Here is a 13,820-nt window from a genome sequence, read left to right on the forward strand (position 1 = left end):
AATCATGAGACAATGGTTGCCGAGACCCGGTTGGGTCCGTGAATCAAGTGCATGTAGTGATGCCCGGAAACGGGAACATTACGGCCGTTCCGGCAGTTCTACTTAATGACTCTGCCGGCCGCGATCGCACCTGATGTGAATCACGGACTTGACAGGGTCATAGTGGTGTTGCCCGCATGGTGATTCCACAGACCGCCGCTAGAAAGGTTTTCTGTGACCCCGTCTTCCGCGAAGAAGGAACCCGCCGACCAGGCCGAATTGTCCCCTGAGGAGAAGAAGGCGGCGACGAGCGCCAAGCGTGCCGCCACGCGTGCAGCCAATAAGGCTGTCAAGGATGCTGCTTCCGCCGAGGGCGGCGCCCCGGCCAAACCCGAGCCCAAAAAGCGCGGACCCAAGCCCGGCGCCAAGGCTGCCGCCGAGGCCGGCAAGACGCGCACGTCGGACGACGACGATACAGAGGATGTCGAACTTGATGAAGATCTTGACGACGTCACTCCGGATCCGTCCGAACTGAGCGAGGAGGAAGCCGCCAGCAAGACCGGTGCCGCTGCCACCGGGTCCGGCTTCGTCTACTCCGACGCCGATGACGACGACGCGCCTGTCCAGCAGGTCATGTCCGCCGGTGCTACGGCCGACCCCGTCAAGGACTACCTGAAGCAAATCGGCAAGGTTGCCCTGCTGAACGCTGAACAGGAAGTGGACCTCGCCCTTCGCATCGAGGCGGGCTTGTTCGCCGAAGAGAAGATCGCGGCTGACGACGGCTCCATGGATCCGAAGCTCAAGCGCGAGCTCGAGTTCGTCATCCACGACGGCAAGCGTGCCAAGAACCACCTGCTGGAGGCCAACCTCCGTCTCGTCGTCTCCCTGGCCAAGCGCTACACCGGCCGCGGCATGCTCTTCCTCGACCTCATCCAGGAAGGCAACCTGGGCCTCATCCGTGCGGTCGAGAAGTTCGACTACACCAAGGGCTTCAAGTTCTCCACCTACGCCACCTGGTGGATCCGCCAGGCCATCACGCGCGCCATGGCCGACCAGGCCCGCACCATCCGTATTCCGGTGCACATGGTCGAAGTCATCAACAAGCTGGCCCGTGTGCAGCGCCAGATGCTGCAGGATCTCGGGCGCGAACCTACGCCCGAAGAGCTGGCCCTCGAACTGGACATGACACCCGAAAAGGTCGTCGAGGTCCAGAAGTACGGCCGCGAGCCGATTTCCCTGCACACGCCGCTGGGCGAAGACGGCGACTCGGAATTCGGTGACCTCATCGAGGACTCCGAGGCCGTGGTCCCGGCCGACGCGGTGAGCTTCACCCTGCTGCAGGAACAGCTGCACTCGGTGCTGGACACCCTCTCCGAGCGCGAAGCCGGCGTTGTCGCCATGCGGTTCGGCCTCACCGACGGACAGCCGAAGACTTTAGACGAAATCGGCAAGGTCTACGGAGTGACGCGTGAGCGTATCCGCCAGATCGAATCGAAGACGATGTCCAAGCTGAGGCACCCGTCCCGGTCCCAGGTCCTGCGCGACTACCTGGACTAACCCGCACTCACACATGGGAAAGGCCCCGCCAATTGGCGGGGCCTTTCCCATGTCGTGGCATCGTCCGGAAGTCGACGGCAAGCAAACAGGGCCCCTCCGAAGCGGAGGAGCCCTGTTCTAACCGGAGAGTTGCTTAGTCCACCGATACCGGCGGCTTCTCGTGAAGCCGGCCCGTCTCGTCGTGCCAGTCGGAACTCAGCGGCTTGAGCGTCGCTTCGACTGCCCGTGCGTGGTGGCCGCAGAAGAGCAGCTCCCCGCCGGAGGACTCAAGAACAACCCGGACGTACGCCTGTGCTCCGCAACGATCGCACCGGTCCAGTGCGTTGAGCGTGCGGTCCGCAACTGCTGTTGTCATTTCGGCCTCCTTAGTAGATCTGTATATCTATATAACCAGCATTCGAAGCAAAACCATGACAAGGATGGATCACTTTCGCTGTGCGCGTATCACCGTTCCGTAACGGGGACCGCGCGTTGCAGCGGCTGCTGGAGTGGCTGGCGGGCGTCCCGGCGCGGGCCGACTAACCTAGGAAGAGCGTCAAAAGCATTAGTAGTCCCGTCACTGAAGGAGTTCACAACCCGTGGCACCAAGTTCTGATTACACCGCCCGGCACCTGTCTGTACTGGAAGGCCTCGAGGCCGTCCGTAAGCGCCCGGGCATGTACATCGGTTCCACCGACTCCCGCGGCCTGATGCACTGCCTGTGGGAGATCATCGACAACTCCGTCGACGAGGCGCTGGCCGGGTTCGGCCACGACATCAAGATCATCCTCCACGCCGACAATTCCGTCGAGATCCACGATGACGGACGCGGTATTCCCATCGACGTCGAACCCAAGACCGGACTGACCGGCGTCGAGGTTGTCTTCACCAAGCTGCACGCCGGCGGAAAGTTCGGCGGCGGCTCCTACACGGCGTCCGGCGGCCTGCACGGTGTGGGCGCCTCGGTGGTCAATGCGCTGTCCTCCCGGCTGGACGTGGAAGTGGACCGCGGCGGGAAGACCTACAAAATGTCCTTCCGGCGCGGTGAGCCGGGGCGGTTCAAGGACCCCGGGACGAAGCCCGACCCCGCTGCGACGTTCGAACCGTTCGTTAATGACTCCGTCCTGGACGTCGTGGGCAAGGCCAAGCGCGGGGTCACCGGCACCCGGATCCGCTACTGGGCTGACCGCCAGATCTTCACCCCGGACGCCAAATTCTCGTACGACGAGCTGGCCGCACGGGCCCGGCAGACGTCCTTCCTCATCCCGGGCCTGAAGCTGACCGTCCGCGATCAGCGCAGGATCCCGGGCACGCCGGGCGAGCTGGGCGGCCACGAGGAAATCTTCCATCACGACGGCGGCATCTCCGAGTTCGTGGACTTCCTCGCCGCGGATCCTGCGGTCACCGACACCTGGCGGCTGCACGGCTCGGGCAAGTTCAAGGAAACCGTTCCGGTCCTGGACGAGCGGGGCCACAGCCAGCTGGCCGAGGTGGAACGCGACTGTGAAGTGGACGTGGCTCTCCGCTGGGGAATCGGCTATGACAGCACGGTCCGCAGCTTCGTCAATATCATCTCCACTCCCAAGGGCGGGACGCACCAGTCCGGGTTCGAACAGGCACTGGTGAAGACCTTCCGCAAGGCTGTTGAGGCGAATGCCCGCAAGCTCAAGGCAGGCAACGACAAGATCGAGAAAGATGACATTTTCGCAGGGCTGACTGCCGTGCTGACCGTACGCCTGGCCGAGCCGCAGTTCGAGGGCCAGACCAAGGAGATCCTCGGCACGTCCGCGGTGCGGGCCATTGTGGCCCGGGTGGTGGAGAAGGAGATCAACGCGAAGCTGAACTCGGCCAACCGCAATGACAAGGCCCAGTCCGCGCTCCTCCTGGAGAAAATCGTCAGCGAGATGAAGTCCCGCATTTCGGCGCGCGTCCACAAGGAGACGCAACGCCGGAAGAACGCACTGGAGACGTCATCGATGCCCACGAAGCTCGCCGATTGCCGCACCGATGACGTGGTCCGCTCGGAGCTGTTCATCGTGGAGGGTGACTCCGCGCTGGGAACAGCCAAGCTTGCCCGCTCCTCCGACTTCCAGGCACTGCTGCCGATCCGCGGCAAAATCCTCAACGTCCAGAAGGCCTCGGTGGGGGACATGCTGTCCAACGCCGAGTGCGCCGCGCTGATCCAGGTGGTGGGTGCAGGGTCAGGGCGCAGCTTCGACATCAGCGCCGCACGCTACGGCAAGGTGATCCTCATGACCGACGCCGACGTGGACGGCGCCCACATCCGCACTCTGCTCCTCACGCTCTTCTTCCGTTACATGCGGCCCATGATCGATGAGGGCCGGGTGTTCGCCGCAGTGCCGCCGCTGCACCGGGTGGAGGTGATCAACGCGGGGCAGAAAGCCAACGAGATGATCTACACCTACTCCGAGGCCGAGCTCCACGTCCTGCTGGCCCGGCTGGCCAAGGAGGGCAAGCGTTACAAGGAGCCCATCCAGCGCTACAAGGGCCTGGGTGAAATGGACGCCGAACAGCTGGCGGAAACCACCATGGACCCGCGCCACCGGACACTTCGGAAGGTGGGGATCGAAAACGCCAAGCAGGCCGAGGAAACGTTCGACCTGCTGATGGGCTCGGACGTCGCGCCGCGCAAGGACTTCATCATCGCCGGCGCCGCGAGCCTGGACCGGGAGCGGATCGACGCCTGACCCTTGGAACCGGACAGCCGGGTAGTAGCGGCCAGGCAGTATCCGGCGGCCGACTGCCGTCCGGCCGCCCACGGGGCGGCCGGGTGTCCTGCTAGCCGAGCAGCCCCGGGACGATCAGCAGGGCTGTGGGCACCGCCAGCAGCAGCAGGCAGCACGCCAGGACAAGGGCCCGCAGCGGTGCCGGCAGCGGGTCCTTGGGGGACAGGAGCCGGCTCACCCTGGATGCTGTGGTGCCGGCTGAACCGGCGCCTCCGGACGCCCCCTGGATGCCGCCGTCGACAATTCCGTCTGCTGCAGATGGAAGTCCGGCGCCGCCGTTGAATGCCACCCGGCTGGCGGGCACACCGCTTGGCCCGCTGGCAACAATGGCAATGGCCTTGATCAACGTGGCTTTGCTTTCGGTCTTCAGCGCGACGTCATCGGCGAGCATTTCGATCAGCGAGCTCACGGCTTCCTGGGCGAGGCGGGTGGTCGGAAGCCAGGGGAGGGCCTGGCGCCACGCCGCGAAAGCCCACAGCAGGAGGTGGTGGCGCTGGCTCAGGTGGGCGTTTTCGTGGATTAGCACTGCACGCAGTTCCGCAGGCTCCAGGGCCGCCATCAGGCCGTCGCTCAAGACCGTGACGGAGCGGGCGCCGCCGGGGAGGCAGTAGGCCACGGGGGAATCGTGGTTGATGACCACGGTTCCGGGACCGTCCGTCGACGGGGACGCCAGAAGCGCCAGGAGCTCGCGGTGGCGCCTGCGCTGGCGTTCGATCCGGTAGTAGGTGAGCAGTAAGGTGAAAACGAGGTGGGCAGTGAGGAGGGCGGCTGCCGACAGCGCGAAAAGATGCCAGAAGCCCAGCGCCGTCGTGGGCGCATTAAAAAGGACCATGCCGGCCAGTGCGCCCAGGCCGGCCAGGAGATTGTCACCGATCGGCTCGAGGCCGTAGACCAGCATGGCGCCAATCATTGACAGGCCGCCGGCGAGGCCGATTGCCTGCCAGAGCAGCATGGCGGTGAACGGTGACCGGGCCGGCCATTGCGCGCGCGAGAGAAGGATAGGCACCGGCCACGCCAGGACTATCGCCAGGACCGCCAGCAAATATGAGGTCCAGAACATGCGCTATTAGATGTGGCCAAGCAGTTTGCGCAGAGTTTCGGCTTCACTTTCGGTGACGGAGCCAATGAAGCGGGCAAGGACGGCTTCGCGGTCCGGCGCCGAGCCCAGAACTTCATGCATCAGCTCTGCGGTGTGGTCCGCCCGGCTGGAGACGGCCTGGTAGCGGTGGGGACGGGTGCCGCGTTCGCGCTCAACCAGCCCCTTCTTCTCCAGCCGTGACAGCACGGTCAGAACGGTGGTGACCGCGAGATCCTTGCCTTCGTGGCCGGCGGTGCCGCCCTGGGCCTGGGTGCTCTGCGCCAGCAGGTCCCTCAGGGTGTTGGCGGTGGCCGCTTCCTGGCCTGCCCAGAGCAGATCCATCACTGCCCGTTCCAGTTCACCAAGACTTGCCATTCCGTACATCCTTCTTAAAGGTCCGATCCGCGAAGCCGGAGCGGCGATCGCGGAGCGTAGTTCGAATACTTAAGTTCTAAATTTACCTCTTTTTGGACTTTCTTTCTACATGAGGTAGAACAGTCGGCGCGTCGCACCCTTGCCAGTGGCTGCGGCCAGTGGAACTGTTGTTTACACTGCATGCCGAAAGTGTTCTACACTCTGTAGAAGTTGGTCTTCTACGAGATGTAGAAGACTTGGACTGATGAAAGCCTAGCCAAAAGTAGGGACTGCCTTGGACGCTTTGGAAATCGCACGCTGGCAATTCGGAATCACCACCGTGTACCACTTCATGATGGTCCCGCTGACCATCGGGCTGGGCCTCGTGGTGGCAGTCATCCAGACGGTCTGGTACCGCACCGGCAAACCGGAGTATCTGCGCATGACCAAGTTCTGGGGGAAACTCTTCCTCATCAACTTCATCATGGGCGTTGCCACCGGCATCGTGCAGGAGTTCCAGTTCGGAATGGCCTGGAGCGAGTACAGCCGCTTCGTCGGCGACGTTTTCGGGGCGCCGCTGGCGCTCGAGGCGCTCCTGGCCTTCTTCGTGGAATCCACCTTCCTGGGGCTGTGGATCTTCGGCTGGAAGCAGCTCAAAAGGGGAGTCCACCTTGCCTGCCTCTGGATCGCTGTGGTGGGCTCCGTGTTCTCCGCGTACTTCATCATCGTGGCCAACAGTTGGATGCAGCACCCCGTCGGTGTGGAAATGATCAACGGGCGCCCGGTCATGACCGACGCCTGGGCCGTTTTCACCAACAACACCGCCCTCGTCGCCGTCCCGCACACCCTCTTCGGTGCCCTGGCCGTGGCCGGAGGCTTCCTGCTGGGCATTGCCTGGTACCACCTGTGGCGCCGACGCCATGACGGGATCGACACCGTGGGCGCGGACGGCAAGGTCATTCCCGGTGAAGCGGACATCCCGGGCCGGGACAAGGCTGACCACAAGGTGTGGATCCGCTCGCTGCGCATCGGCGCCGTAGTTGCCATGATTTCCTTCGCCGGCACGGCCCTCACCGGAGACCTCCAGGGCAAGCTCATGTTCGAACAGCAGCCCATGAAAATGGCCGCGGCCGAGGCTGCCTGCCACGACGGCACCGGCTTCTCTGTCCTGAGCGTCGGCAACCTCGGCTCGAAGAACTGCGACGACATCGTCGCTGTCATCGAAGTTCCCGGGATTCTGTCCTTCCTCGCCAAGGGCGATTTCACCACCGAGGTGAAGGGCGTCAACAGCCTGCTGGACCAGTACAAGGCCGACTACGGAACCCACCTTCCGGACAACCCCATCTACGGTGACCGGGCCGGGCAGGAAATCGAGTACGTTCCGGTCATGGAAGTGACCTACTGGGGCTTCCGGATGATGATCGGATTCGGCGGGCTGGCCGCCCTGGCGGCACTTGTGGCCCTCTGGGTGACCCGCAAGGGCACCGTGCCGGCCTCCCGCGGCCTGATGCGGCTCGCCGTCGTCGGCATCCTGGCGCCGTTCGGCGCGAATGCCGCCGGCTGGATCTTCACCGAAATGGGCCGCCAGCCGTTCGTTGTGGCACCCAATCCCGATCCCAGCGGCATCGACCAGGTCTTCATGTTCACCGCTGCCGCCGTCTCACCCGGCGTTTCCGCCGGGGAACTGCTCACCTCCCTGGTGGTCCTGACGGCCGTGTACGCCGTGCTGCTGGTGGTGGAGGTGAAGTTGCTGGTGAAGTACATCCGCGGCGGCGTCGTGTCCGCCATGCCCGAACTCGCCCACGCCCCGGTTGACGAAAACGAGGACGCCACACCGGGCTCCGGCACCGGCAAACCCGGCGGCTCCGACGACGTCCTGGCATTCGCCTACTAAGCGCAGAGGAAATTCGACAATGGAACTGCTGCCCACCATCTGGTTCATCGCCATCGCGGTGTTGTGGACGGGATACCTCTTTCTCGAAGGATTCGACCTCGGCGTCGGCATGCTGATGAAGCTCTTCGCCCGCAACAACACCGAACGCCGCGTCCTGCTCAACACGATCGGACCCGTCTGGGACGGCAACGAGGTATGGCTGCTGACCGCCGGCGGCGCCACGTTCGCCGCCTTCCCGCTCTGGTACGCCTCCCTGTTCTCCGCCCTCTACCTTCCCTTGCTGCTGGTCCTCGTGGCCCTCATCTTCCGGGCCGTGGCTTTCGAATACCGCGGCAAGGTGGACACGGACCGCTGGCGCGCGGTGTGGGACTGGGCCATTGCGGCCGGCTCCCTCGTTGCCGCTTTCGGCGTGGGCGCGGCACTGGCCCTGACCACCACCGGGCTTCCGCTCAACGCCAACGGTGACCGCGAAGGCGGACCGTTCGCCTGGTTCAGCGGTTACGCCGTCCTGGGCGGGCTTGCCGTGGTGTGCTTCTCCCTGCTGCACGCGCTGGCGTTCCTGGCGCTGAAGACCGACGGCGACGTCAGGCACCGTGCCCGCAACTGGTTTGTCCGGCTCCTGCCGGTCCTCCTGCTCCCCATCGCCGGCTGGGCCATCAGCGTCCAGCTTCTCAGCGGCGAGGTGTGGACCGTCGCGGCGGTTGCCGCTGCCGTTGTGGCAGCAGTGTTCGCCTGGCAATTTGGCCGGAACGGCCTGGAAGGGAAGGCGTTCCTGTCGCTCGGGGTGTTCCTGCTCCTGGGCAGCGCCTCCATCTTCGGTGCGGCCTTCCCGGTGGTGCTTCCCTCCACCATCAGCCCGGACTTCAACCTGACCATTTCCAATGCCTCATCCTCCGACTACACCCTGGGACTCATGAGCATCGTGGCCTGCGTGGGACTGCCGCTGGTGCTGGCCTACCAGGCCTGGACCTACTGGGTGTTCCGCCGCCGTGTCAGCGCCGCGCACATTCCGGAAGCCCACAGCTTCCTTCCCGCCATCGCCGCCAGGGCGCTGGCACCCAAGGACTAGGACCACATGAGACCGCAGTTCCCGGCCGGACCCGCAAACCGACTGGCCCTCTACTGGCTGGGCCTCCTCGCAGCACTCAAGGCGCTGTCACTGGTGCTGATGGGCCAGGCCGTGGCATCCGTCCTGGCCGGGCTGGTAACCCAGAGCCCGGCGTGGGCAGACCAGCTGGGCTGGGGACTTGCCGGCGTGATCCTTCGGTCCCTGACTGTGTGGGCGCAGGGCGTCGCGTCCCGCCGGGCCGCCCTCGGGGTCAAGGAAGAACTGCGCGCCGCCTTGTTGGAACGTGCGTTGAGGAACGGCACGCGTGCTGCAGGTCCGTCCGACGGCGGCCTGGCCATCCTGGCCACCAGGGGCCTCGACGCGCTGGACAGCTACTACACGCAGTTCCTGCCGGCCCTTGTCAACTGCGCCGCCATCCCGCTCCTGCTTGGCGCCCGCGTCCTGTTCGCCGACTGGGTCAGCGCGGTGGTGATCGTGCTGACCGTGCCGCTGGTACCTGTCTTTATGGTGCTGATCGGACGCTATACCGAGGACCGGGTCCGGGCCGCGCAATCGGCCCTGGCCCGGTTGTCGGGCCACATGCTGGAACTGGCCAAAGGGCTGCCCGTGCTGGTGGGGCTGGGCCGGGCCAGCGCCCAGCGCAAGGCGCTGGAGGATATTTCCGAGCAGTACCGGTCCCGCACCATGGAAACCCTCCGGACGGCCTTCCTTTCCGCCCTGGCCCTCGAACTGATCGCCACGATCTCGGTGGCCGTTGTGGCCGTCTTCATCGGCGTGCGCCTGGTGCACGGGGACATGCCGCTGGAGGCCGGGCTGCTGGCCCTCATCCTGGCACCCGACTGCTACCTGCCGCTGCGGGAACTGGGCACCGCCCACCACGCCAGCGACGACGGCCGTGCCGCCCTGGCCGAGGTCACCGGGGTCATGGATGCGCCTGAAGTCCAGCCGCTGGTGCCGCGGGACGGCCTCAGTGCGGAAGGCAGCCTGCAGCCCCCGGGGAAGGCGTCCGACGTCGGCGCGGACCTTCCGGTGATTACCGTCCGGGGCCTGACGGTGACTTATGGCGGACGGTTGGAACCCGCCGTCGGACCGCTCAGCTTTGAGGCGCCTGCAGGCCGGATCACCGCCCTCGACGGCGCCAGCGGCGCGGGCAAGAGCACCATCCTGGGCGTCCTGGCCGGAACCGTTGGCACCGGCGGCGGTGCTGTGGTGAGCGGACGCATTGCGGGGTTCGTGCGGTCGGACGTGGCCTGGGTGCCTCAGCACCCGGTCATGGTGGCGACAAGCGTCCTGGCCGAAGTGCGGCTCTACCTGACGGACGGTGCCGACACCGGCACCGCTGCCGCTGACTCTGCCGCTGCCGCACAGCGCTGCCTCGTGGCAGCCGGAGCAGGACACCTGGCCGGAAAGCACCCCGCCGAGCTCAGTCCGGGGGAGCTGCGCAGGGTTGCCCTGGCGCGTGGCCTGGCGCGGATTGAGGCCGGTGCCATGCTGCTGCTGCTCGACGAACCCACTGCGCACCTGGACCGCGAATCCGCCAACGTGGTCAACGAAGCCATCCGGAAGCTGCGCGGCCGGGCCACCGTCCTGCTGGTGGCCCACGACCGGATCACCCGGGAACTCGCGGACCATGTAGTGGCAGTGAGGGCGGCCTCTGCCCCGGCGCGGGCGGTGGAACCGGCCGCCGGTCGGACAGCGGACGGCACTCCGGCCACGCCCGCCGTCACCCCCGGCGGCCACGCCCGCCGGCACCGCGGCCCGCACGCCTGCGGATGACGGCGGCGCTGTCCCGGCTCCGGCCAGCGCCAACACCCCGGCCCGGATCTTCCGGCTCCTGCGGCCGGAGTCCCTCAAATTCGGCGCGGCCGGCATCGTGGGGGTCCTGGCGGCGTTGTTCGCGGTGGCCCTTGCGGGCCTGTCCGGCTGGCTCATCATCCGGGCCAGCGAGCAGCCGCCCATTCTCTACCTCCTCACCGCCATCGTGGGTGTGCGGTTCTTCGGCATCGGCAGGGCCGTCCTGCGCTACACCGAGCGGCTCCTGCTGCACGACGCCGTGTTCGCCTCGCTCACCAGGCTGCGCGGCCGGCTGTGGGATTCGCTGAGCCGCCGGGCCCTCTCCCTGCGCCGGCTCCTGCAGGGCGGCAACGTCCTGGGCACAGTGATTGACGACGTCGACACCGTACGGGACCTGCTTCCCCGGGTCGTCCTGCCGCCCGTTACAGCAGTAGCGGTGGGGGCCTCTGCCGTGGCGGCCACTGCGCTGCTGCTGCCGGTGGCGCTGCCGGCAGCCATCGCCGCCGCGCTGGTGTCCCTGGTGGCCGCACCGGCGGCTGCCCTCCTGACGGACAGGATGTCCGCCCAGGCCGAACAACGGCTGCGTTCCGGGGTCCTGCGTGACGTTGCCGCAGCGCTGGATGCGCGGGCCGAACTGCACGCCAACGGTGTTGCGGGCCCGGTGCTGGCCGCCATCGGCGACGCCGACAAGGAGGCAACCGCCGCCTCGCAGCGCTCCGCGTGGGCGGAAGGACTGGGCCAGGCGCTCACTGTCCTGGCCTGCGGCGCCGCCGCCCTGGCCAGTGCTGTGCTGGCCGGACCCCAGGTGATGGACGGCTCCGTAGCACCGGCCACCGCCGCCGTCGTGGTCCTGCTGCAGCTCGCCCTGGTGGATCCGTACGCCGCCATCACGACGGCGGTCCGCCAGTACCCGGCGCTCCGCCAGGTCCTGGACCGGATCAGCGAGGCCGGTGTGCTGGATGCCCCCGCCACAGGCGAACCAGGCATATCCGATGCCCGGGCAAGGGGGGCACAAGCATCGAACGCCGGGACCGGCGGGCTGGAGCTAGTCGACCCGCGCTCCGGCGGGCAGCCGGGCCTGGAGCTCCAGGCCCTGTCCGCGGCCTGGCCCGCAGGACCGGTGGTCTTCACGGGAGTCTCCGCGACCGCGGAACCCGGCCGGTGGCTGGCCGTGACAGGCGCCTCCGGATCCGGAAAATCCACCCTGCTGGCCGTTATGCTCGGGTTCCTGCCGCCGCGCTCCGGACGGATTGCAGTCAGCGGACGGGTGGCATGGTGCCCGCAGGAAGCCCACCTTTTCGATTCCACCATCCGCGGCAACCTCCTGCTGGGCCGGCCGGAGGGCGCGGCCGGCACGGCCGAAGAGGAGATGGCCGAGGCCCTGGCTGCCGTGGGGCTCGAGCCGCTGCTGCGCCGGCTGGAGGACGGTGCCGACACCCGGATCGGGCCCGGCGGCGCGTTCCTGAGCGGCGGCGAACGCCAGCGGTTGGCTGTCGCCAGGACGCTCATGACCGGCGCCGATGTGATCCTGCTGGACGAACCCACCGCGCACCTGGACGCGGAGGCGGGCAGGGAAATGCTGGCTGACCTCCGCAGGGGGCTCACCCGGCGGACCGTGGTGCTGGTCACCCACAATCCTGACGACATTGACCCGGCGGACCGCAGGCTGGACCTTGACGCAGGAGCGGGCACCGTCGTCGTTCCGGTTCTGGCGCGGGGCGGGGCCGGCAGCTAGCCTGTTGCCATGCTGAACGACGATGCCCCGGTGCCGGGATCCTGGCGAAATGCACTCACCCGGGCGGGTTTGGTGTGGCGTCCTGCGGCGGAGGGTGACATTGAGGCGTGGGCTGCCCTGATCGCCCGGACGGCCGAGGCTGAAAGGCCGGTGTGGTTCGAGCGCGCCGCCGACCTCGAGCAGATCCTGCAGTCGAAAAAGAACCCTCCGGCCGCCAACACCATCCTGTTGCTGGATGGCGGGAAGGTTCCCCGCGCCTATGCCCGCATCACGAAGAACAGGGAAGGCGACAAAGCCTACGGCTTCGGCTGTGTCGACCCCGCCTGGCAGCGCCGGGGGATCGGCACGGCCTTGCTGGGATGGCTGAGCGAGCGGACCCTCCAGCGCTTCGCGGAGGATAGCGCACCTGGGGACGGCGCCCCCGGGGACAATGAGCCCTTGCGGGAACGCCCCGTGCCGCGTCTGCGGATCCACATGGAGCAGCAGCACGAGCACCAGCAGCAGCTGCTCCGCAAATCCGGATTCCGGGTGGTCCGCTATTTCAACGAGATGCACCGGCGCCTGGAGGGCACTGCCCTTCCGGAGGTGCGGCTCGATGACGGGCTGGACCTCGTGACCATGCACGCGGAGCTCAGTGAAGGCGTCCGGCAGGCCCACAACGCGGCCTTCCGCGACCATTGGGGCAGCGAGCCGCGGGATGAGGAGTCCTGGGGTTTCACCGTCAATGATCCGCAGGCGAGGCCGGACCTGAGCGCCGTGGTCCTGGACCGGGCCTCAGGGACCGTCGCGGGCTACCAGCTGGCCAGCCACGATCCGGGCAGCGCGGCGTCCCGTGGCTACAGCGAGGGCTACACGGACCTGCTGGGCGTCCGCCGTGAGTATCGCGGACGCGGTATCGCCCAAGCCCTGCTCGCTGACGCGATGCGGCGCTTTGCGGCGGCCGGGATGGACCGCGCTTCCCTGGATGTCGATTCAGAGAATCCCACCGGTGCACTGGCCCTCTACGAAAAGATGGGGTACGCCGCAGTCAACCGGAGCCTGGCCTGGGACAAGGAGCTTCCGGAGGGCAGCTGATCCGGTCCTCAGCCAACTGTCGTCAGCTGCGGACGTCAGGCGTCGATGTCGTGCAGGTGATGGACGACGTCGTGCAGGAAGTACTGCGCGAGGGTCATGACGGTGAACTCCGAACCGTTGCTCCGGAAGCCTTTCCGGCCCCATTCGTCTTCGTGCACTGCGGCGAACGACCCCGCGATCTGCTCCCCCTCGGATGTCAGTTCAACACTGACGACCGCGGGGTCCGCGTTGGCGTAGTCCTGCTCCACGGCGGTCTTGTCCTGGTCCCAGTTCTCGAAGCGGGCGTTGTCCTCGCTGAGCATCATGTTCAGCCGGTGGTCGAAAAGGCTGAAGACGTCCCGGACATGGGATGCGTACTCCAGTACGGACCACGTGGCGTCGTCCGGGCGTTCCGCGACGTCCGGCCGGCGCAGCGCCGCCCGCCAGCGGGGAAGCATGTTGGTGACACTCCCGGGAACCGTGGCCGGCGTGACCGTTGAGGCGTCGAAACCGCATTCCGGGCAGACCCGGGTCAGCACCCAGGTCCAGTCCTTTTCGTCAGGGATGATAGGCATGCCAGT

Annotated in this window: 11 protein-coding genes; 7 read left to right on the forward strand and 4 right to left on the reverse strand. The window is 66.8% G+C overall.

Annotated features, from left to right (window positions below; genetic code table 11):
- The first annotated feature begins 213 nt into the window (after positions 1 to 213).
- On the forward strand, positions 214 to 1,536 hold the full coding sequence (locus TV39_RS08305; RefSeq protein WP_043480555.1) for an RNA polymerase sigma factor: 1,323 nt from the start codon (positions 214 to 216) through the stop codon (positions 1,534 to 1,536).
- A gap of 133 nt (positions 1,537 to 1,669) precedes the next feature.
- Here TV39_RS08305 and TV39_RS08310 read toward each other — a convergent pair whose 3' ends face one another.
- The gene (locus TV39_RS08310) at positions 1,670 to 1,891 is read right to left on the reverse strand and encodes a DUF7455 domain-containing protein (RefSeq protein ID WP_028270844.1); all 222 of its coding nucleotides are present in this window, start codon (positions 1,889 to 1,891) and stop codon (positions 1,670 to 1,672) included.
- A 223-nt stretch (positions 1,892 to 2,114) separates the two neighbouring features.
- Here TV39_RS08310 and TV39_RS08315 point away from each other — a divergent pair, with 223 nt between their 5' ends.
- Positions 2,115 to 4,223: a DNA gyrase/topoisomerase IV subunit B gene (locus TV39_RS08315; protein ID WP_043480558.1), complete on the forward strand. Its 2,109-nt coding sequence runs from the start codon at positions 2,115 to 2,117 to the stop codon at positions 4,221 to 4,223.
- Between the two features lie 91 nt (positions 4,224 to 4,314).
- On the opposite strand, the gene TV39_RS08320 is transcribed toward TV39_RS08315, so the two are convergent.
- Both TV39_RS08320 and TV39_RS08325 read right to left on the reverse strand, forming a co-directional pair.
- Positions 4,315 to 5,322, reverse strand: a complete 1,008-nt coding sequence (locus TV39_RS08320) for a M56 family metallopeptidase (RefSeq protein WP_043480561.1) — start codon at positions 5,320 to 5,322, stop codon at positions 4,315 to 4,317.
- Between the two features lie 6 nt (positions 5,323 to 5,328).
- On the reverse strand, positions 5,329 to 5,715 hold the full coding sequence (locus TV39_RS08325; protein WP_011691481.1) for a BlaI/MecI/CopY family transcriptional regulator: 387 nt from the start codon (positions 5,713 to 5,715) through the stop codon (positions 5,329 to 5,331).
- A gap of 274 nt (positions 5,716 to 5,989) precedes the next feature.
- On the opposite strand from TV39_RS08325, the gene TV39_RS08330 reads away from it, so the two are divergent.
- The 5 genes from TV39_RS08330 (at position 5,990) to TV39_RS08345 (ending at position 13,260) form a co-directional block, all read left to right on the forward strand.
- Positions 5,990 to 7,588 carry a cytochrome ubiquinol oxidase subunit I gene (locus TV39_RS08330; RefSeq protein WP_043480563.1) on the forward strand — a complete coding sequence of 533 codons (1,599 nt, stop codon included), beginning with the start codon at positions 5,990 to 5,992 and terminating at the stop codon, positions 7,586 to 7,588.
- A gap of 19 nt (positions 7,589 to 7,607) precedes the next feature.
- Entirely contained in the window at positions 7,608 to 8,657 is a 1,050-nt protein-coding gene (cydB, locus tag TV39_RS08335; protein WP_043480565.1) for a cytochrome d ubiquinol oxidase subunit II, read from the forward strand.
- A 6-nt stretch (positions 8,658 to 8,663) separates the two neighbouring features.
- Complete coding sequence (gene cydD / locus TV39_RS22525) at positions 8,664 to 10,433, forward strand: thiol reductant ABC exporter subunit CydD (protein WP_235347308.1); 1,770 nt, start codon at positions 8,664 to 8,666, stop codon at positions 10,431 to 10,433.
- A 97-nt stretch (positions 10,434 to 10,530) separates the two neighbouring features.
- Positions 10,531 to 12,186: a thiol reductant ABC exporter subunit CydC gene (cydC, locus tag TV39_RS22530; RefSeq protein ID WP_235347309.1), complete on the forward strand. Its 1,656-nt coding sequence runs from the start codon at positions 10,531 to 10,533 to the stop codon at positions 12,184 to 12,186.
- Between the two features lie 9 nt (positions 12,187 to 12,195).
- The gene (locus TV39_RS08345; RefSeq protein WP_043480567.1) at positions 12,196 to 13,260 is read left to right on the forward strand and encodes a GNAT family N-acetyltransferase; all 1,065 of its coding nucleotides are present in this window, start codon (positions 12,196 to 12,198) and stop codon (positions 13,258 to 13,260) included.
- 35 nt (positions 13,261 to 13,295) lie between these two features.
- On the opposite strand, the gene TV39_RS08350 is transcribed toward TV39_RS08345, so the two are convergent.
- Complete coding sequence (locus tag TV39_RS08350) at positions 13,296 to 13,814, reverse strand: DinB family protein (protein WP_043480569.1); 519 nt, start codon at positions 13,812 to 13,814, stop codon at positions 13,296 to 13,298.
- Positions 13,815 to 13,820 lie beyond the last annotated feature (6 nt).

It is taken from the genome of Arthrobacter sp. SPG23, from assembly GCF_000876655.1.
Lineage (GTDB): Bacteria > Actinomycetota > Actinomycetes > Actinomycetales > Micrococcaceae > Arthrobacter.